General features: G+C 62.3%; 22 protein-coding genes. 8 read left to right on the top strand and 14 right to left on the bottom strand.

What is annotated here, in order from left to right; genetic code table 11:
• Nucleotides 1-9: 9 nt before the first annotated feature.
• The 3 genes from NKI96_RS28760 to NKI96_RS28750 form a co-directional block, all read right to left on the bottom strand.
• Complete coding sequence (locus tag NKI96_RS28760; RefSeq protein WP_348524244.1) at nt 10-948, bottom strand: GlxA family transcriptional regulator; 939 nt, start codon at nt 946-948, stop codon at nt 10-12.
• A 349-nt stretch (nt 949-1,297) separates the two neighbouring features.
• Nucleotides 1,298-1,432, bottom strand: coding sequence for a hypothetical protein (locus tag NKI96_RS28755; protein WP_023681787.1), 135 nt, complete (start codon nt 1,430-1,432; stop codon nt 1,298-1,300).
• 363 nt (nt 1,433-1,795) lie between these two features.
• Complete coding sequence (locus tag NKI96_RS28750) at nt 1,796-1,981, bottom strand: hypothetical protein (RefSeq protein ID WP_023681786.1); 186 nt, start codon at nt 1,979-1,981, stop codon at nt 1,796-1,798.
• Between the two features lie 202 nt (nt 1,982-2,183).
• Between NKI96_RS28750 and NKI96_RS28745 the strand changes: the two genes are divergently transcribed.
• Nucleotides 2,184-3,083: a LysR substrate-binding domain-containing protein gene (locus NKI96_RS28745; RefSeq protein ID WP_023670389.1), complete on the top strand. Its 900-nt coding sequence runs from the start codon at nt 2,184-2,186 to the stop codon at nt 3,081-3,083.
• Between the two features lie 124 nt (nt 3,084-3,207).
• Here the strand turns inward: NKI96_RS28745 and NKI96_RS28740 are convergent, their stop codons facing one another.
• The 9 genes from NKI96_RS28740 to NKI96_RS28700 all read right to left on the bottom strand — a co-directional run bounded on the left by NKI96_RS28740 (nt 3,208) and on the right by NKI96_RS28700 (nt 11,577).
• Nucleotides 3,208-4,173 (bottom strand): alpha/beta hydrolase, encoded by a 966-nt coding sequence (locus NKI96_RS28740; RefSeq protein WP_023688109.1) that lies wholly within the window; start codon nt 4,171-4,173, stop codon nt 3,208-3,210.
• A 251-nt stretch (nt 4,174-4,424) separates the two neighbouring features.
• Nucleotides 4,425-4,592, bottom strand: a complete 168-nt coding sequence (locus tag NKI96_RS28735) for a hypothetical protein (protein ID WP_196813564.1) — start codon at nt 4,590-4,592, stop codon at nt 4,425-4,427.
• A 186-nt stretch (nt 4,593-4,778) separates the two neighbouring features.
• Nucleotides 4,779-6,908, bottom strand: coding sequence for an ASKHA domain-containing protein (locus tag NKI96_RS28730; RefSeq protein WP_032902488.1), 2,130 nt, complete (start codon nt 6,906-6,908; stop codon nt 4,779-4,781).
• Nucleotides 6,859-7,833, bottom strand: coding sequence for a methyltetrahydrofolate cobalamin methyltransferase (locus NKI96_RS28725; RefSeq protein ID WP_023670394.1), 975 nt, complete (start codon nt 7,831-7,833; stop codon nt 6,859-6,861). Before NKI96_RS28725 ends, NKI96_RS28730 begins: the two co-directional genes overlap by 50 nt.
• A gap of 80 nt (nt 7,834-7,913) precedes the next feature.
• The gene (locus tag NKI96_RS28720; RefSeq protein WP_023744709.1) at nt 7,914-9,005 is read right to left on the bottom strand and encodes a methylenetetrahydrofolate reductase; all 1,092 of its coding nucleotides are present in this window, start codon (nt 9,003-9,005) and stop codon (nt 7,914-7,916) included.
• Nucleotides 9,002-9,625, bottom strand: coding sequence for a methylenetetrahydrofolate reductase C-terminal domain-containing protein (locus NKI96_RS28715; RefSeq protein ID WP_023688112.1), 624 nt, complete (start codon nt 9,623-9,625; stop codon nt 9,002-9,004). The genes NKI96_RS28720 and NKI96_RS28715 overlap by 4 nt, the downstream gene beginning before the upstream one ends.
• The gene (locus NKI96_RS28710; RefSeq protein ID WP_023670397.1) at nt 9,618-9,920 is read right to left on the bottom strand and encodes a virulence factor; all 303 of its coding nucleotides are present in this window, start codon (nt 9,918-9,920) and stop codon (nt 9,618-9,620) included. The genes NKI96_RS28715 and NKI96_RS28710 overlap by 8 nt, the downstream gene beginning before the upstream one ends.
• A gap of 188 nt (nt 9,921-10,108) precedes the next feature.
• Nucleotides 10,109-10,891 (bottom strand): formyl transferase, encoded by a 783-nt coding sequence (locus NKI96_RS28705; RefSeq protein ID WP_352807334.1) that lies wholly within the window; start codon nt 10,889-10,891, stop codon nt 10,109-10,111.
• Between the two features lie 110 nt (nt 10,892-11,001).
• Nucleotides 11,002-11,577 carry a DUF4893 domain-containing protein gene (locus tag NKI96_RS28700; protein ID WP_023670399.1) on the bottom strand — a complete coding sequence of 192 codons (576 nt, stop codon included), beginning with the start codon at nt 11,575-11,577 and terminating at the stop codon, nt 11,002-11,004.
• An 11-nt stretch (nt 11,578-11,588) separates the two neighbouring features.
• Here NKI96_RS28700 and NKI96_RS28695 point away from each other — a divergent pair, with 11 nt between their 5' ends.
• Nucleotides 11,589-12,227: a hypothetical protein gene (locus NKI96_RS28695; RefSeq protein ID WP_031198574.1), complete on the top strand. Its 639-nt coding sequence runs from the start codon at nt 11,589-11,591 to the stop codon at nt 12,225-12,227.
• Nucleotides 12,228-12,242: 15 nt separating this feature from the next.
• Here NKI96_RS28695 and NKI96_RS28690 read toward each other — a convergent pair whose 3' ends face one another.
• Nucleotides 12,243-12,884 carry a DUF1638 domain-containing protein gene (locus NKI96_RS28690; protein WP_023733763.1) on the bottom strand — a complete coding sequence of 214 codons (642 nt, stop codon included), beginning with the start codon at nt 12,882-12,884 and terminating at the stop codon, nt 12,243-12,245.
• Between the two features lie 65 nt (nt 12,885-12,949).
• Between NKI96_RS28690 and NKI96_RS28685 the strand changes: the two genes are divergently transcribed.
• Complete coding sequence (locus NKI96_RS28685; protein WP_023688117.1) at nt 12,950-13,090, top strand: entericidin A/B family lipoprotein; 141 nt, start codon at nt 12,950-12,952, stop codon at nt 13,088-13,090.
• A gap of 88 nt (nt 13,091-13,178) precedes the next feature.
• Here the strand turns inward: NKI96_RS28685 and NKI96_RS28680 are convergent, their stop codons facing one another.
• Nucleotides 13,179-13,877 carry a cobalamin B12-binding domain-containing protein gene (locus tag NKI96_RS28680; protein WP_023688118.1) on the bottom strand — a complete coding sequence of 233 codons (699 nt, stop codon included), beginning with the start codon at nt 13,875-13,877 and terminating at the stop codon, nt 13,179-13,181.
• Between the two features lie 260 nt (nt 13,878-14,137).
• Between NKI96_RS28680 and NKI96_RS28675 the strand changes: the two genes are divergently transcribed.
• The 5 genes from NKI96_RS28675 (at nt 14,138) to NKI96_RS28655 (ending at nt 19,380) form a co-directional block, all read left to right on the top strand.
• Nucleotides 14,138-15,712, top strand: a complete 1,575-nt coding sequence (locus tag NKI96_RS28675; protein ID WP_023739089.1) for a trimethylamine methyltransferase family protein — start codon at nt 14,138-14,140, stop codon at nt 15,710-15,712.
• Between the two features lie 89 nt (nt 15,713-15,801).
• A complete protein-coding gene (locus NKI96_RS28670; protein ID WP_023691016.1) occupies nt 15,802-16,488 on the top strand; it encodes a hypothetical protein in 687 nt (228 codons plus the stop codon).
• A 104-nt stretch (nt 16,489-16,592) separates the two neighbouring features.
• Complete coding sequence (locus tag NKI96_RS28665) at nt 16,593-17,330, top strand: dienelactone hydrolase family protein (RefSeq protein ID WP_352807330.1); 738 nt, start codon at nt 16,593-16,595, stop codon at nt 17,328-17,330.
• A 95-nt stretch (nt 17,331-17,425) separates the two neighbouring features.
• Nucleotides 17,426-18,604 carry a BaiN/RdsA family NAD(P)/FAD-dependent oxidoreductase gene (locus tag NKI96_RS28660; RefSeq protein WP_023700323.1) on the top strand — a complete coding sequence of 393 codons (1,179 nt, stop codon included), beginning with the start codon at nt 17,426-17,428 and terminating at the stop codon, nt 18,602-18,604.
• A gap of 215 nt (nt 18,605-18,819) precedes the next feature.
• Nucleotides 18,820-19,380, top strand: a complete 561-nt coding sequence (locus tag NKI96_RS28655; protein ID WP_023696454.1) for an RNA polymerase sigma factor — start codon at nt 18,820-18,822, stop codon at nt 19,378-19,380.

The following is a 19,380-nucleotide window of genomic DNA, read 5'->3' as shown; positions in this document are numbered from 1 at the left end:
GTTTTCGGATCAGGCCGCCAGCAATTGCTTGCGGTCGACGCGCTCCTGCTGCGGCGAGCGGGCATAGAGTTCGCGGTAGCATTTGGAGAAATGCGACGCCGAGACGAAGCCGCAGGCGACCGCTACCTCGACCACCGGCATCGACGACTGGATCAGCAGGTGCCGGGCGCGGTCGAGGCGGATTTCCAAGTAGTAGCGGGCAGGGGATCTGCCCATCTCGGTGCGGAACAGGCGCTCGATCTGGCGGCGCGACAGGTCGACATGGTCGGCGATCTCGATCAGCGACAGCGGTTCGGAGAGATTGCCTTCCATCAGTTCGATGATGGTCAGCACCTTGGAATTCTGCACGCCGAGGCGGGCGCGCAGCGGCAGGCGCTGGCGGTCGGTGGGGCTGCGCACGCGGTCGGTCAGCACCTGCTCGCACACGCGGTTGACCAGATTGTCGTCGAAATCGTCGCCGATCAGCTTGAGCATCATGTCGAGGGCGGCGGTGCCGCCGGCGCAGGTGTAGATGTTCTGGTCGATCTCGAAGAGGTCGGCAAAGACGTTGGCCTTGGGAAAGGCCTCGGAAAAGCCCGGCAGGTTTTCCCAATGGATGGCGCAGCGCTTGTTGGAGAGCAGGCCGGCGGCGGCAAGGATATGCGCGCCGGTGCACAGGCCGCCGACGGCGACGCCTCTGTTGTATTCCTCGCGCAGCCAGGCGAAGGCCGACCTATTCTGGTAGCGCTCGACATTCATACCGCTGCAGACGATGGCCATGTTCGGCCGATCCGGCCCGGCCATTTTCTTGCGCTCTTCCTCGAGCGAGGTGTTGACGGCGCATTCGACGCCGTTGGAGGCGCGCACCGGCTTGCCGTCGATGCTGGCGAGGCGCCAGCGATAGGCCTCATAGCCGAGCATGCGGTTGGCCGAGCGCAGCGGGTCGAGCGCCGTCGCAAAGGCGATCATGGTGAAGTCCGGGACAAGGAAGAATACAAACGATCGCTTGATCGGATGCTTTACGGCGTTCAAGGGAACCTCACGCGGCCATGGCGCGAACAGGATGTCGCGAACAGCACAGCGACATCAGGAAAAACCATTCCTGTCAATCGGCTAGGGGGCTAAGCGGAAACTATATTTGCGACATGGGTCGCAAATGAGCAATCGTCCGGGATGACAGGCACGGGCTGCCGACGGATTGGGCATGGTGGCGGCGGCATAGGTGCCAAAAATGAGAAACGCCGCTTCGGTCAAGCCGAAGCGGCGCTGTTATCGACTATCGGCAGCGGCAGGGAAGCGCTGAGCGCTAGCCGTTATCTCAGGCAACGAAACCGAGGCGCACCGCATTCATGGCACCGGTCTGGCCGGGCATGGTATTGGCAAGGCGCTGGCGCTCGAGAGCGGTCGTCAGGTTCATTTCGCGGCGGGCAAAGAGGCGGGCAAAAAGCTTCATCATCATCTCCTATCGGTTGCTCAGACGGGTCGCCTTCGCTTGATGGAGTGGGGCAGCTCGTTTGCTGACGGTGATATAGGCCTGCGTGAGCAGAAACTAAATCGCAAATGCGAAGCGCTTGAATGGAAATGCGACATCGTTTGCGACATTATTGGGCATGGTGCCCAAAATTTACGATTACTTACAGTGTGTTACCGGCGACATTGAGGCGCCATGCAAGTGACGCATATGCGCCATGCAGCGGCGACACGGCTCTGAAAATCATTTGAGTGCAAATAAGTTGGAGAAAGCCTGCAGGGCCAATAGAGAAGGCCTGCCGGGCTGGTCTGCGCGGCAGGCCTTCAGCACAAGGTACACAATGGTTTACTTTGCTCCAGCCCAGGATCCGACGCCGTGGCGTGCACCGGTCTTGGTGTCGGCAGCTTCAGGCCAGCCGATATCCTTCTGCAGTTCGATCGGCAGCGAGCGGATCGCACGTTCGGTCTGGAAGCGGGCGCGGGCCGCGCTCAATTCGGTCGCAAGCCGACCGATGGATGACAGGATAGACATTTCATTCTCCTTTGGTTGTGGCACGTCCCGCATGAACGCGTTCCGTCGCCTGGATATTCCGCATCGAGTGCAATTCCGTGTCAGGAGCGTTGGAGCCATGGCACGTCCTGCCTTCGATGGAGTTGACTATCCTCTCAATCTGATGTTCAATCAAACGAAATGGAATGATGCTTCACATCAGAAAAATTGAAGGTCGATCCCGATGAACGCCCCACTCAATCATCCGCTGCCGCTGCTCGATCTCGACGTTTTGCGCACCTTCGTGGCCATTGCAGAGACCGGCAGTTTCACCACGGCGGCCAATGCGGTGTTCCGCACGCCGTCGGCGGTCTCCATGCAGATCAAGAAGCTCGAGGACATTCTCGGGCGCTCTGTTTTCGCGCGGGATGCGCGCTCGGTGACGCTGACCACGGATGGCGAGATGCTGCTCGGTTATGCCCGCCGGCTGTTGTCGATCAACCGCGAGGTGGTGTCGAAGTTCATCATCCCCGAGATCGTCGGCGTGGTGCGGCTCGGCTCGCCGGACGACTATGGCGAGCGCGTGTTGCCGCATGTGCTGAAGCGTTTCGCGCAGTCGCATCCGTCGATTGCCGTCGACGTCACCATCGACCAGAGCAGCAATCTGCGCCGCCGCATGGACGACCGGGCGCTCGACATCACGCTGCTGACCAATTCCTACAAGACCAGCGCACTCGGCGCCGAGGTGCTGCTCACCGAGCCGATCGTCTGGGCCGGCGCCAAGGGCGGCAGCGCGCATCTGCGCGAGCCTTTGCCGGTGTCGCTGTGGGAAGAGGGCTGCGCCTGGCGGGCCGGCGCGCTCGATGCGCTGAGCCGTGAAGGCCGCAATTACCGCATCGCCTATATGAGCGCCCACACGGCAGGCCAGCGCGCCGCCATCATGTCGGATCTCGCGGTTGCACCGTTGCCGAAGTCGTTCCTGGGCAACGACATGGTCGAGCTTTGCCCGAAGGACGGCATGCCCGATATCGGCACCTACAATCTGGCGATGGTGGTGTCGCCGGACGCCAGCGCGCCGGTCAAGGCCGTCGCCGACCATATCCGTGCGACGTTCGAGCTTTTCCGCGAAACCGGCAAGTTCTAGAGCGGTTCACCGTTTCACGGAAACGGCGAGCCGCTCTAACTCCTTGTTTTGACTCAATTCCCAAGGGAAAGCGCTACACGCTTTCCCGGGAAAACCGTTTTACACTTTTCCTGGAATTGCTCTGCTATTCCGCTGCTTGGGCGGGGCGCGCCGCGAGAGCGGGTCGCGCCGTGCGCCGCGCAGTTGCGCGCCGCTTGGTGGGCTCACCTTCAAGGAAGGCGACGATGCTGTCCCTGGCGCGACGCGCCTCCGGCATCTCGATCAGCGGCCAGACGTGGAACATGCCTTCCTCGTAGACGACGTCGATATCGACGCCGGCAGCGCGTGCCTTTTTGGCGAAGATCAGATTGTCGGGGCTGAGCAGGTCGTGCGAGCCGGTCAGAAGCAGGGTCTGCGGCAGCACCGAGAGGTCGCCATAGAGCGGACTGATATGCCAGTCCCTGCGATCGATGCCGGCACTGTACATGCGGATCGCTTCCAGCCCGCCGGAAATGCCGAGCCACGGATCGTTGCGTTCCGCCTCGAACACTTCGGGGTTGGACAGCGACATGTCGAGGCCGGGTGAAATCAGCACGTGGCGCGACGGCAAGGGCAGGCCTTCCTCAGCCGCCATCATGGTCAGCACGACGGCCATGTTGCCGCCCGCGGAATCGCCCATGAAGACGATGTCTTCAGCGTCGGTCTCATCCAGCATCTGCCGGTAGACGTCGCCGACCATGCCGAACATGGCGTGGAAATCATGCTCCGGCGCGATGGGATAGATCGGCACGGTGATGCCGAAACCCAAGCGCTCGGCCACCTCGGCGATCAACCCCCAATGATAGGATGTGATCTGGAAGACATAGGCGCCGCCATGCATGTAGAGGATGCGCCTGCGTTCGCCGGCCTTCGGCGCGATTTCATAGACAGGGAAGCCATCGACGCTGCGCTCGGTGATATCGAGCTGCTCCCGCAGCAATGCCGGGGGATGATGATCCTCGGTCTTGCGGGCATAGGCGATCCAGCGCTGCAGGTTTTCCGGGCTGGCAAATGCCTTCTTGCGGCTGTGCCGGAGGATGAAGGAAACGAGGTGGCTTTTGAAACTGGGCATTCGCGTACACAAGCTCGGCCGCAGCCGACTAAGAGAATTCCCCCACTGTCTCGAAGATCGTACCTCCAGCCGAAATGTCAAGATTCTGGCCCAAGCCAACACGGTTGTTTGATCAGCCAGGTCCGCTGTTTTGCGCAGCGCGGCTCAGCGCCGGGGCAGCAGCGCGGCGCGCAGCTTGACGTCGGTCGCAGCCGGGACCATGCGGCGGCCCCGGCGCTTGGTCAGCAATTTGCACTTGTCGGCGAAGGTCATCAGCGGCCCGAGCCCAGGATCAGACGCGACAGGTTGGTCTGGGCGTCGATGCGCGGCGACACGGGCCAGCCGATGTCCTTCTGGATTTCGGGTGGCAGGTTGTTCATGGCGCGCACGGCCTGTGCATTCTTCATGGCCGCACGAAAACGGCCCAGGGTCTCGAACATCTCTATTCTCCTTTGGAGCGTTGTGGCGGCGGAATAGTCCGGTCCGCCATTCGATGTCCGTTAAATGCTTCACGTCTGTATCGGACGGATTGCGCCAAAACAGCGTTTCGGTTTCCAGATCGGTGCGATCTGGAAACATTTGCATACAAATGAAATTGGGCGAATTGGCGGCCTTCGTAAGGCGGCTTATTCCCGGCTGCGCCTGGCGGCATGGCCTTCGCGCGAACGCCGGCGCGGGGCGGCGTCGCCGGCGACGCCATCCTCGCTGACGGTCTTGCGTGGCGGCAATTTCACCGCCGCCGACAGTTTCGGGAACGGATCGACCTTGTTGGGAAGCGCCATGGCGTAGACGAAATGCTCCTGGAATTTCGGCTCCAGTGCGGTCTCGATCTTCTCGATGTGGCTGACCGTGTCCTCGATCTCGCGGCGATAGCCGCGGTTGAGCAGCGCCATCCGCGCGCCGGCACCGGCGGCGTTGCCGACGGCCGAGACCTTGTCGAGGTCGCAGTCCGGGATCAGCCCAAGCACCATGGCGTATTTCGGATCGATGAACGAGCCGAAGGCGCCGGCGAAATGGATGCGGTCGACGTGTTCGGTGTTCTGCTTTTCCATCAGAAGCTTGGTGCCGGCATAGAGCGCCGCCTTGGCAAGCTGGATGGCGCGCACGTCGGTCTGGGTGATGGTGATCTTGGGTTCGCCTTCCTTCAAGACATAAGAGAAGGTGCGGCCGTTGACCGTGACGCGCGGCGACCGCTCGGCCAGCGACCCGTCGATCACTCCATCCTCGGAGATGATGCCGGCGAGGTACATTTCGGCCACGATCTCGATGATGCCGGAGCCGCAAATGCCGGTGACGCCGGTCGCCTGCACGCTGTCGAGGAAGCCGGGATCGTCGGACCAGAGTTCAGAGCCGATGACGCGGTATTTCGGCTCCAGCGTATCGGGGTCGATGCGCACGCGTTCGATGGCGCCGGGGGCAGCGCGCTGGCCGCCGGAGATTTCCGCGCCCTCGAAGGCGGGACCGGTGGGCGAGGAGGCTGCGACAACCCGCTTGCGGTTGCCAAGCACGATCTCGGCATTGGTGCCGACGTCGACGATCAGCATCATCTCGTCCTGGCGATGCGGGCCTTCCGACAGCGTCACGGCCGCCGCATCGGCGCCGACATGGCCGGCAATGCAAGGCAGCATATAGAGGCGGGCGCCCTGGTTGAGTTTCAGGCCGATATCGGAGGCCTTGATGCGCACCGCGCCCGAGACGGCGAGCGCGAAGGGCGCGCCGCCGAGTTCGGTCGGATCGATGCCGAGGAACAGATGGTGCATGATCGGATTGCCGACAAAGACGGAATCCAGGATGTCGTTGCGCTGGACATTACCTTCCGCGCAGACCTTGTCGACCAGGCCCGAGATCGCCTCGCGCACGGCGACCGTCATGCCTTCGCGGCCGTCCGGGTTCATCATCACATAGGAGACACGGCTCATCAGATCCTCGCCGAAGCGGATCTGCGGGTTGGAGGTGCCCGACGAAGCGGCGACGCGGCCCGACAGCAACGATACCAGATGCATGGCGATGGTGGTCGAGCCGATGTCGCAGGCCAGTCCATAGGCCTCGTTCTTGAGGCCGGGCCAGAGTGCTATGACGCGGGCGATGTCGCTTTCGGCATCCTTGTGGATGGCCGCGGTCGCGGTCCAGTTACCCTTGCGCAGTATGCCTTGCACCTGCGGCATCAGGTAGAAGTCGAATTCGAGGTTTTTAAAGCCCCAATCCTTCATCAAGGCGATCTTGAGGCGGTCGAGATCGCCCAGCGGCTTGTGCATGTCGGGCTCTTCGATCTCGACATAGCACATGCGGATCGCCGCATCGCGGGCGATGACGCGCGTGTCGGCATCCTTGCGGATGGTCTGGGCGTTGATGACCGTGTCCTGCGGCACGTCGATGACGAGGTCGCCGAGAATCTGCGCCGAGCAGGACAGGCGGCGCCGCTCGGGCAGGCCGCGGACGCGCTCATAGCGCTCTTCCTTGGCGCCCTTGGGCGAGATGTGGTCGTTGGACGAGACGATCTTGTGCTTGGCGAAATTGCCTTCCTGCACTTCGATCTGGCAGCGACCGCAGGTGGCGCGGCCACCGCAGACGCTCTCGACATAGACGCCGAGCTGACGTGCGGCATCGAGCACCGGTGTGCCGACGGGAAACCGCCCGCGCTTGCCTGACGGCATGAACAGCACGAGCGGATCAGTAATGTTTGCAGGCGAGTTCACGATTGCGCGCTTATCCCCTGGCCATGCGGGCTTCACGGCCGCCGCGACGGCGCCCGCCATTGCCGCCGCCTTCGCCCGGAGCGTTAACGGCGGTGGGCGCTGCGACCGCCTGGCCGCCTTCGGCCGGTTTGTAATCCTTGTAGGTGCGGATCCAGTTGGTGCAGTTCTCGTCGGTGCCGTTGAGCACGTTGGCGCCGCGCACGGCTTCCATTTCCTGCGGGCGCACCGGGTTCATGATAGCGCTCGTCATACCGGCGCCGATCACCATCGGGATGAAGGCGGCGTTGATGCCGTGGCGGTGCGGCAGGCCGAACGAAATGTTGGACAGGCCGCAAGTGGTGTTGACCTTGAGCTCTTCGCGCAGACGGCGCAGCAACGCGAAGACCTGGCGGCCGGCATCGCCGAGCGCGCCGATCGGCATCACCAGCGGGTCAACGACGACGTCATGCGCCGGAATGCCGAAATCGGCGCAGCGCTGCACGATCTTCTTGGCGACGGCGAAGCGCACATCCGGATCCATCGAAATGCCGGTCTCGTCGTTGGAGATCGCGACGACCGGAACATTGTACTTCTTGACCAGCGGCAGGATGGCTTCGAGCTTTTCCTCTTCGCCGGTCACGGAGTTGACCAGCGGGCGGCCCTTGGCGACCTTGAGCGCTGCCTCGATGGCGGCGGTGACCGACGAGTCGATCGACAGCGGCAGGTCGACCAGGCCCTGGACGATCTCCAGCGTCTGCACCAGCAGGCCGGGTTCGGTTTCGTTCGGATTAACGGAGGTGACGCCGGCATTGACGTCGAGCATGGTGGCGCCGCAGGCGGCCTGTTCCAGCGCATCCTTGATGACGGTCTCGAAATTGCCGGCGATCATCTCGGCGGCCAGCTTCTTGCGGCCGGTCGGGTTGATGCGCTCGCCGATGACGCAGAAAGGCTGGTCGAAGCCGATGATGATCTCTCGTGTCGCCGAGGCGACGATGGTCCGGGTCATGAAGTCTCTCCGCCTGATATAAAGATTTCTTTATATCGTTGTCTGGTTTCATTCAAGCAAATGGCTGGCCGTCCGCGCTGTCAGTGCGCGGTCTTCACCATATCCACCTGCGTTTCGGTAATGTCGTCGTGCAGTATGCTCTCGAGCCGGTCGGCGACCATCTGATCGTCGTGGCGGATCTCACGTTTCCATGGCTGGCGGCCTTTCAGCACACCCGATTCATCGACGATCTCGGCGACATATTCCTCCTGGCGGTAGGCCATCACATGGATGCCGGAGACACCAGGAATTTCCTTCACCTCGTTGATGATGTCGGTGCAGAGCTGCTTGCCTTCCTTCTTCTGGTCCTGCGCGCCTTCCAGCCGTTTGATGATGGTATCGGGAATATGAATGCCCGGCACGTTGGAGCGGATCCATTTGGCCGTCTTGGCCGAAGCCAGCGGGCCGACGCCGCACAGGATGAAAACTTTTTCCGTATGCCCCAAGTCCCGCGCCCTCTGCATGAAGGTTCTGAACATCGGCACGTCGAAGCAATACTGCGTCTGCACGAACTGCGCGCCGGCGGCGATCTTCTTGCCGAGATGGATCGGGCGGAAATCGAAGGGTGGCGCGAAGGGGTTGACGGCGGCGCCGAGGAAAATTTGCGGCGGCGTCGTCAACTTGCGGCCGGACAGGAACTTGCCGTTGTCGCGCATGATGCGGCAGGTTTCCAGCAACGACATGGAATCGAGGTCGAAGACAGGCTTGGCGCCGGGCTGGTCGCCGGCCTGGACGCCGTCGCCGGTGAGGCACAGCATGTTGGCGACGCCCATCGCCGCACCGCCCAGCACGTCGCCCTGGATGGCGATCCGGTTCCTGTCACGGCAGGCAATCTGCATGATCGGGGCATAGCCCATGCGGGTCAAAAGCGCGCAGATGCCGACCGAGGACATGTGGCAGTTGGCGCCGGAGGCATCGACGGCATTGATGGCGTCGACCCAGCCGTCGAAGATTTTCGCGCGGTTATAGACGTCTTCGGGATCGGCGCTGTCGGGCGGGTTGAGCTCGGTGGTAACCGCGAATTCGCCGCGCCGCAGCACACGCTCCAGTCGGCCACGTGAGGAGTGGCCGGGCAGGGGATCGAGCGGCAGATGGATGCCGGCCGGGTTTTCATCGCGCTGGCGGCCGATCACGCGGCCGCTCCAGTGTTGGCTTTGGCCGCTGCTTCACGGGCCGCTGCCGACTGCGCCGTCACCCGCAGCCAGGCCGAGGTTTCGCGCAGCGACTGGTCGACCGGCTTCTGCACGGTCAGGATCCTGTCGCCATGCTCCATGTTCCGCGAGCCTTCCCAGGCCTTAACCCAGACGCAAGGCATATCGGGCTCGACCTCGCAATTGCCGTTGGCGCGCACACCGCCGCAAGGGCCGTTGCGCAGCTGCTTGGGGCAGTTCATCGGGCACGACATGCCGGTAGAGGACAGGATGCACTGGCCGCACATGCGGCAGTCGAACATGAAGCCCTTGACGCGCCTTTCGACAAACTTGATCGGCGCCTCGACGCGCCCATAGCCGAGGCCTTTCCAAAGCGGATGAAGAAGCAGGAACATGTCGGCGAACCTGGAGTAGAACCATTCGAGCAATCGCGAGTGCCGAATGGACCACAGCCTGATGGCAAACGACCGCTGCACGCGCCGCTGCGGCGACACGTCGGCCGGCTTGTAGTCGGATTTCGGCGCTGCTTTCTTGACCTGAGTGGCCTGGGTAACCGGCTGGGTAACCCTTGGCCCCTCTTTGGCAGGAGTGGTTTCAGACATTTTCTTTCCCGCCCGCCTTGACCAGAGCGACCAGCCGCTCGCGGTCGTATTTCGCGTCGATGTCGCTGAATGCCTTCTCGACCTCGGCTTCGAGGTCGTCGCCGACCGGGATCGGATCGGCCTTGCGCCATTCGGCGAGGTAATCGTCGGTGCCGCCGGCGCCGGTGCGCATGGCGCACATATCGATCGCCTCGGTGAAGCGCAGCGGCAGTTCGCGCTTGGCGTTCTGCCGGCCCTTCTTGACGATGACCTGGGCGGGGATGTCGCGCCAATAGACGACGATCAGATCGGCCATGAATTCTCTCACTCCCTGTAGAGCGCCGTGCGTCCATGAGGGAAACGACGCTCCACCACTTTGTCCAGCAGGTGCGAGCATTGCCGGATGCGCAGTGGGGCTGCTTGTTATGGGACGACGCGCGCGCATTCAAAAGCGACGCTATTGAGAGTCGCAAAAAGAAAGGCGAGATTCCGAGGGAAGGCTGGCTACCAAACCCGCTTGGTCAGGCCGGTCCAGAGATAGAACCAGATCGTCGGGTGGTACCATTGTTTCGAGGGCAGGTCCGGCTTGATCGTGGCCAACTTTCCGTCCAAGGCGTCGCGGACCGCCTCGACGCAGATGTCGCGCGAGAACGCCGCCTGGCGCAACGCATAGCTCGAAATCGTGTCGCCGGGCTCCGGCTTGCCGCGCGCCTGTTTCAACACGCCGCCGGCGTCGCCGCCGGCGTCGACCAGATGCACGGTGGTGCCGAAATTCTGGAGATCGCCGGAGGCCAGCGCCCAGTAGCCGCCATTCATGCCGCGGTATTTGGGCGCGATGCCGGCGTGGTAGTTGAGCACCGGGCAGGGCATTTGCGCCAGCGTCTGCCGGGACAAAATCCGGCAGCCGGCGAGCAGCACCACGCCCGGGCGGATGTCGGCGACCGCCTGCAGGCAATCGGGCCCGTCGGCGGAGGAGACGTGGATGATCTTTTGTCCCGGCCTCGGCTCTGTCTGCAGTTTTTGCGCTGCGATCAGCCGCTCCGCGTGCCCGGCGAAGAAGCGTTTGCCGAGCCTGGTCAGCACCATCGTGCCAAGCTGGCCGATGGCCGAAAACAAGCCTTGGCGGCGCGCCCGGCCGAGCAGCAATTGTTTTTTGGATTCAGGGCTTTCGAGGATGACGCTGACAGGACCGAACTGGTCGGCGATGGCGTTGACGATGGCCCAGATGTGCGGCCCGCCTTCGGTGACGATGACGATCGCAGCACTTTTTTCAACCGCTGATGCCATGGCGCGCTTTCTTGCCGGCGCGCAACCATTTGCCGTGCGCTGCCCGGCTCAATTCTGTGCCGGGCGAGGTTAAATCTTGATGACCGCCCGGCCAGCGATAGACCAACGGATCAGCGCTTGAACTCGATGATGTCAAGTTTCGATTCGTAGTAGGGCGCCGGGAATTCGATGCGCCATTCATTGGCGCTGGTGCGGAAGGCATAGCCGACCTGGTCGCTTTCCGGGCCGCTGCCATAGGGTTTTGGCTTGTTGTCATTGACATAGCCGGAGCCGAGATAGATCGCGCGTTTTTCGCTATCGTCGAAGAAACGGCCCTTGGTGCGTTGCGAGCCGCTGACCTTTTCCAGCTGCCAGCCGGAGCCATCGTCCGTGACCTTGCACTTGAACCAGCCATAGATGACCAGCGGGCCGGTCAGGCCCACCTTGATGGTTCGGCATTGCCAGTTGCCGCTCAGGTCCTTGTCGGAAAAGGCCACTATCGGCTTTGCCAGCAGCGCGTCGAGTTGGCTGACCTCAGCCGGGTCTCCCGCTTTTGCCTCGGCCAGCGCCGCCTTGCGGGTCTCGCCATATTTGTCGAGGCGAACCTTGTCGGCAGGCGTGATGATCTTCTGCACCTCGCCGTCGGCGCGAGCGGGCAAGACGAGGCAGAGGAGGCCAAGGGCGGCGAGCAGGACGCGAGGGGTCATCGGTGGTATCCATGTTGGCGCGGCTGGAGCAGCCGATTCTATCTTCCAGTGCACACTTACCCATTCGCGGCGGCCTGTCATCCGTGCTTAAACAGCGGTATGTTCCGCGGGAGGTGCGCGTGGGGGTTACAATCCATTTTGAGGGACAACTGCGCGGAGAGGAACAATATCTTGCGCTGTTGCAGGAAGTTGAAGCGCTTGCCATCGCTCGAGACTGGCGATTTCGGCCGATAGACGAGGCCGAAATGGTTCTCAACCGGGTCATCGACGAACGCAGCGTTGACTATATCGGCCCGGTCATGGGGATAGAATGCCTGCTGCATCCCAAGTCGGATCGCCTAAGGTTCGAGTTCGACAGGGACCTCTTCATGCAGCAATATTGCAAGACCCAGTTTGCGGGGTCGGAGGCGCATATCGAGATCATCGAGTTGCTTCGCAAAGTTGCTCCTTTTTTCGACAAGTTCGACGTCTTCGATGAAGGCGAGTACTGGGAACTGGGCGACCGCACAATTCTGCAGGTCAATCTCGACACAGTCGACGCTCTGCTTGCAGAGGCTTTGCGCAAGGATCCAACTGCAAGAGGGCCGATCCGGTTAGACAACGGCCGCGTTGTCAATTTCGTGTCGGATCCGCAACCGGAGAGCAAATAATCCGAAGTCGGGCGCCTAACGCAATTCTTCTGGATGTGCCGCCACCCGCGCCAATTCAGCCGTCAGGTCGCCATAGCCGGTCGAGCGGCGCTCATAGGCGAGGCCAAGCATCTTCGCGGCCTTCTCGGCGACCTTGTCGAGTTCCGGATCGTCGGTCTGGGCGATGTAGATCAGCTTCTGGTAGTTGCCGAAATAGTCCTTGATCAGCTCCGGGTGCTTGTCGAGGCCGAGCGGCTTCATGAAGAAGGCGTCGAACTGGCGGCACAGGAAATCGGTCATGTAGAACGACATCATGTCGTCGTCGGCGACCTTCGCATAGGCGTCCATGCCCTGGTAGAAGGCAAAGCAGTGCGGCCCGGCCATGCGCTCGACGCCGTGCTTCTCCAGGACCCGGTCGAGCATGCCGCCGGTACCGCAATCGGCATAGCCGACGAAGATGTTGCTATAGCCTTCCGCCTTGGCCTTTTCGATCGCCTTGTCCATCGCCGGTGCGATGCGGTCGGGGTAGAAATGGAACTCCGCCGGCAGGCAGGTCAGGTCGAGATGGTCGAGCTTGAGCTGCTCCTTGACGGCCAAAACTTCGCGCGCAATCATTCCACAGGCGATGACCAGCAGCCTGTCGTCTTGATTCGGTTTCGTTTTTTGCATTCTGGCCATGGAACCCGGTCGAAGCGGCCTTCGTTGCTGTGGGGCGAATCTATCGAGAGAGGGATAAACCGTCCATGAAACTGTTACGCGTTGCGCCGATTGCAATCCTTGCCTGCATCCTGGCGCTTACGGCCTGTGCCAACACCGTCCGTGGCGTCGGCCGGGATATCAAATCGACTGCGAAAGCCGTCGACGACACCGTCACCAAACCCTGACGCAGCCATCCGTTCCAATAGCTGGAACAAAAAAGCCGCGCTGCAAGGCGCGGCTTTCTATTGTGGGCCAGACGCCTTGCGGAACAGATCAGGCTGAAGCGCGCACGTTATGCTTGCGCTTCATGAAGTCCTTGGCGGTCTCGACCGCCACAGCCGCGTCGCGGCAATAGGCATCGGCGCCGACGGCCTTGCCGAATTCCTCGTTGAGCGGCGCGCCGCCGACCAGGACGACATAGTCGTCGCGGATGCCCTTTTCCTTCATCGTGTCGATGACGACCTTCATGTAGGGCATGGTCGTGGTCAAAAGCGCCGACATGCCGATAATGTCGGGCTGGTGCTGCTCGATGGCGTCGAGGTATTTTTCCACCGCATTGTTGATGCCGAGATCGATGACGTCGAAGCCGGCACCTTCCATCATCATGCCGACGAGGTTCTTGCCGATGTCGTGGATGTCGCCCTTGACGGTGCCGATCACCATCTTGCCCTGCTTCGGCGCGCCGGTGGCGGCCAGCAGCGGGCGCAGGATGAACATGCCGGCCTTCATGGCGTTGGCCGACAGCAGCACCTCGGGAACGAACAGGATGCCGTCGCGAAAGTCCTCGCCGACGATGCGCATGCCTTCGACCAGAGCTTCGGTCAGCACCTTGTAGGGCACCCAGCCGCGCTCGAGCAGGATGTTGGTGCCTTCCTCGATCTCTTCCTTCAGCCCGTCATAGAGATCGTCGTGCATCTGCTGCACCAACTCGTCGTCGGAAAGCTCGGAGAGGATGATCTCGTCGTCGGCCATTTTTCTCGGGCTCCTTGCCGCGCGGATGCGATCACGGCGGCTTAAAATAATCGCGTCAATACCTAACCCGGCGGGGGCAGGTATCCATAGCTGATTTGCGACTTCCCGCAAAAGGAAAGCGACCGCAAATCTATTGGAATTCTTGTCGATTTTGCGACAGGCGTTGGCGCTGGCGGGCCGTTTCGAATAGGGTGCATGGCTACGATCCGGGCGAGAAGCCGCCATACGCGGCCGCAAACGGTTTTTAGGGAAAAACGATCATGAGTGAAAACGCGTCAGTCGACCAGGAAGCGTCCAATGCGCGACGTGGACGTGCTGCCAGCGGCGGCGCGGCTGCAAGGCGGGCGGCGCGCTCGGGCGGCGGACCGGGCACCCAGCTCACCTATATCAAGCGCAAGATCAACATCTATGAGGTCCTCAACGAGGAAGGCCTGGCGATTATCGAAAACAACACCGATACGGTGCTGGAAGAGATCGGCATCATCTTTCGCGACGACGCCGAGGCGCTGCAGCTTTGGAAAGAGGCGGGCGCCGACGTCAAGGGCGAGCGCGTGCATTTTCCCAAGGGCCTCTGCCGCTCGCTGCTGAAGACCGCGCCGCCCATCTACACCCAGCATGCGCGCAACACCGAGCGTTCGGTACAGATCGGCGGCAACGCCACGGTCTTCGCGCCGGTCTATGGTCCGCCCTTCGTGCGCGATCTCGACGGTGTCAGGCGCTACGCGACGATCGAGGATTTCCGGAATTTCGTGAAGCTCGCCTATATGGCGCCGTCGATCCACCATTCGGGCGGCACGGTGTGCGAGCCGGTCGATGTGCCGGTCAACAAACGCCACCTCGACATGATCTACAGCCACATCAAATATTCGGACAAACCGTTCATGGGTTCGGTGACGGCGCCAGAGCGGGCCGAAGACACCGTCGCCATGGCCAAGATCGTGTTCGGCGACGATTTCGTCGAAAACAACACCGTGCTGACCAGCCTGATCAACGCCAATTCCCCGATGGTGTTCGACGAAACCATGCTGGGCGCGCTGAAAGTCTATTCGCGCCACAACCAGGCTTGCATCGTCACGCCGTTCATCCTTGCCGGCGCGATGAGCCCGGTCACGGTGGCCGGCACGCTGACGCAGGTTCTGGCAGAGGTGCTGGCCGGCGCCTCTTTCACGCAGTTGATCCGTCCCGGCGCGCCGGTGCTGTTCGGCACCTTCGCCTCGTCGATCTCCATGCAGTCGGGTGCGCCGACCTTTGGCACGCCGGAGCCGTCGCTGGTTTCCTACGGCGCCGCACAGCTTGCCCGCCGGCTCGGTCTGCCGTTCCGCACCGGCGGCTCGCTCTGCGCCTCCAAGGTTCCGGACGCGCAGGCCGCCTATGAGAGCGCCAACACGCTCAACTCGACCATTCTTGCCGGCACCAATTTCGTCCTGCATTCGGCCGGCTGGCTCGAAGGCGGACTGGCGTCCTGCTACGAAAAATTCATGATGGACATCGATCAGCTCGGCATGACGCAAAAGTTTTCCGAAGGCGTCGACCTCTCGGAAAACGGCCAGGCGATGGACGCCATCCGCCAGGTCGGCCCGGGCAGCCACTATCTCGGCTGCGACCACACCCAGGCCAATTTCCAGACCGCCTTCTACCGCTCCAGCATCGCCGACAACAATTCCTACGAGCAGTGGCTGGCCGAGGGCGAGAAGACAGCGCCGCAGCGCGCCAACGAACTCGCCCGCCGCTGGCTGGAGACCTATGAGGCGCCGTATCTCGATCCGGGCATCGACGACGGGCTGAAGGACTACATCGCGACGAAGAAGGCGTCGATGGCTGACGCCTTCACCTGAAAGGAGCCCGAGTCAGGCGGGGCTAAAGTCGCCAACATCATCCACAAGGAAGTCTGGCGGAGCGCTTTCTCCGACCCGGACAAGAAGGGATGATTGCGCGGCGCCGGGCTGACGAGATAGCGGCCGCGCTTTCCGCCGACGGCCTCATCCTGCGCGGCGGCTTCAATTTCGCAACAAGCGAAACGCCGCCGCATGGCCCTTCAGTTGCCCCCGCCAAATCCGTGCTGTTGGTGGGGCAGGCGGGAGCGGCACCCTGGCCGCATTTCCTGCGCTGGCGCGACCGGCAACCGCAAACCATTGCTAATCCGCTCGACACATGGTCGCGCGCAGTGATCGGTGCGGTGGCGGAGAAATTCGGCGCGCGCGCCGTTTCGCCTTCGGACAGACCTTATCTGCCGTTCCAGCAATGGGCGATGCGAGCGGAGGGGCTGAGACCGTCGCCGCTGGGCATCCTGATGCATCCGCAGTACGGGCTCTGGCATGCCTATCGCGGCGCGTTGCTGTTCGAGGATGAGATCGCGCTTCCTGAACGTCGCGAAGCGATTCACCTTTGCGACGCCTGTGTTGCAAAACCTTGCCTGAAATCCTGTCCGGTTGACGCCTATTCCGCGGATGGTTTCGCTCATCAGGCTTGCCTGGCGCATGTGCGGGGATCGAAGGGCGAACCATGCCGCGGCGGCGGCTGCCTCGACCGCAACGCCTGTCCGTATGGCACGGCCCATCGCTATCCGCCTGAGGTTCAGGCCTTTCACATGACGGCGTTTGCCGGCCTGTAGCCGGGTCGAAAGCCCGCACAAAGTGTTGAACGGGATTGTCAGGGAACGGCTTGCCCTGACAATGCCTGCTTATATGTATCACACGACAATCAACGGGGCGCGCCATGGCGAAGCAGGACATTGAGATAAAAACCGAGGACGGCGTGGCGAAAGCCGGGCTGTTCCGCTCGGCGACCGCTTCCTCGTCCAGGGCCGGCATCATTCTCTATATGGACGCTTTCGGTCCGCGACCGGCGCTCGACGCAATGGCGGAACGGCTGGCAGGCGAGGGCTATGCCGTGCTGGTGCCGGATCTTTTCTATCGCAAAGCACCCTACGGGCCGTTCGAGCCCAAGACCGCTTTCGTCGTCGAGGAGACCAAGGTCGCGCTGACGGCGTTGGTCCACGGCACGACACAGGACATGACCATCCGCGACAGCAGGGCGTTCCTCGACACGCTTACCGCTGAAGGTGTCACCGGACCGGTCGGTGTCGTCGGTTACTGCATGGGCGGGGCGCGGGCTATGAATGCGGCTGCAACCTATCCCGATCGCATCGTGGCGGCGGCGAGCTTCCATGGCGGCAATCTGGCCAGCGATGCCGCCGACAGCCCGCACCGCAAGGCCGCAATGATCAAGGCGCGCGTCTATGTCGGGACATCGGGCGTCGACCGCAGCTTTCCGCCGGAGCAGTCGGCGCGGCTGGTCGAGGCGCTGCGCGTGGCGGAGGTCGACCACGCCATCGAAAACTATGCCGGCATGGCGCATGGCTGGTGCGTGTCGGACCACAGCGTCTTCAACGCGGCCGGCGCCGAACGTCATTGGAAGCGACTGACGACGCTGTTCGCCGAGACGCTGATCTAACGAGGCGTTGCCTGAAGTCGCAACGAACGGGTAGAGACTGCACGATTGGCGCGGCCTGTTAAAACAGCGCCAGTCGAGCGGGAACGAACAGCCTGATGCAATCCTATGATGTCGTGGTGATCGGCGCCGGTGCGGCCGGAATGATGTGCGCCATCGAGGCGGGCAAGCGCGGCCGCTCGGTCCTGGTGCTCGATCACGCGGCAAAGCCCGGCGAGAAGATCCGCATCTCCGGCGGTGGCCGCTGCAATTTCACCAACATCCACACCAGCCCGAAGAATTTCATCTCCGGCAATCCGCATTTCTGCATTTCGGCGCTCAGCCGCTACACGCAAGGCGACTTCATCGCGCTCGTCGAACGCCATGGCATTGCCTATCACGAGAAGACGCTGGGACAGCTGTTTTGCGACGGCTCGGCGCGCCAGGTCATCGACATGCTGGTTTCCGACATGCAGGATTGGGGTGTGGAACTGGCGTTGTCGACCGAGGTGAGGAACGTCAGCAAGACCGCGGACGGGTTTGTGCTGACGCTCTCCGCTGGCAGCGTCGCTTGCAGCTCGTTAGTCGTGGCTTGCGGGGGCAAGTCGATCCCCAAAATGGGCGCGTCCGGTTTCGGCTACGAGCTTGCGGCGCAATTCGGCCTTGCGGTGGTGGAAACACGGCCGGCGCTGGTGCCGCTTACCTTCGACGCAAGAACGCTGGAGCGGCTGGCGCCTTTGGCCGGCAATGCCGTCGATGCCGAAGTCGCCTGCGGCAAGACGCGGTTTTCAGAAGCGATGCTGTTTACGCATCGCGGCTTGAGCGGGCCTTCCATCCTGCAAATATCGTCCTATTGGCGCGAGGGCGACGAGATCCGCATCGCCATGCTGCCGGGGAGGGATGTGGCGGAACTGCTTCGCGCCGCCCGGCGCGTCAACGGCAGGCAAGCGGTGCAGACGGTGCTTGCAAACCATTTGCCGAAGCGCCTTGCGCAAGCAGTCGCCGAGCGCAGTGGGATCGATGGCAATCTCGCTGATTTGACAGACCTGCAAATGAAAACCGTCGAAGCCGCCGTCAACGACTGGCGCATCAAGCCGGCCGGCTCCGAGGGTTACCGCACGGCGGAAGTGACGCTTGGCGGTGTCGATACCAACGGGCTCGATCAGAAGACGATGCAGGCGAAATCCGTGCCGGGGCTGTTTTTCATCGGCGAAGTCGTCGATGTCACGGGCTGGCTGGGCGGCTATAATTTTCAGTGGGCTTGGTCGTCCGGCTGGGCCTCGGGCCAGGTGTGCTGATATTCAGGTGAGGCCGGCCTGCAAACGACGGCTTTCAGTGCTTCCGGTGCTCGCGTACCAAAAGTACGCTCCACTCCGGTTCTCGAAATCCATCGTTTTCGGCTCGGCCTCACCTGAATCTCAGCGCACCTGTTGCGCGTGCATCCGTCGCCTCGGAAAAAAATCTTTCCATAACCCCAAGGATTGGCCATTAGCCTTCGTCCAACAGGCAAATGATGGCGATGATGCTGGATGAAAGCGAAGCCTCCGACGCCGAATTGATCGGGCGGGCGAAGGGCGGAGACAGGGGTGCCTTCGGCAAATTGCTGGAGCGGCACTACGACTTCGTCTATCGCGCCGCCTATCGCTGGTGCGGAAAGAAGGCCGATGCCGAAGACATCGCCCAGGAGGTCTGTGTCCGTCTCGGCAAGGCGATCCGCGACTACCGCGGCGGCGGCGCGTTTACGACATGGCTCTATTCCGTGACGCTGAACGCGGCGCGCGACATGATGCGCAAGACGACGCGCGAAAACGTCAAGACCGAGGCTTTCGGCGCCTACAGCATGATATCGGGAGAGGCATCCGCCGAGCCCGAAGATCCGACTGAGGCGCTCTGGGCAGCGGTGCGGCAATTGCCGGACAAGCAGCGCGATGCAGTACTTCTGGTCTATGGCGAAGGTTTGAGCCATGCGGCCGCCGCCGAGGCGATGGCAATCTCGGAGACGACGGTTTCCTGGCACATCCATGAAGCGAAGAAACGGCTGAAGACGTTGATGCGTTCAGCCGGGGAAGTGTGA

It is taken from the genome of Mesorhizobium sp. M0292, from assembly GCF_040321695.1.
Lineage (GTDB): Bacteria > Pseudomonadota > Alphaproteobacteria > Rhizobiales > Rhizobiaceae > Mesorhizobium.
Note: the sequence above shows the minus strand (reverse complement) of the source record. Positions and strands in the feature narration are given on the sequence as shown.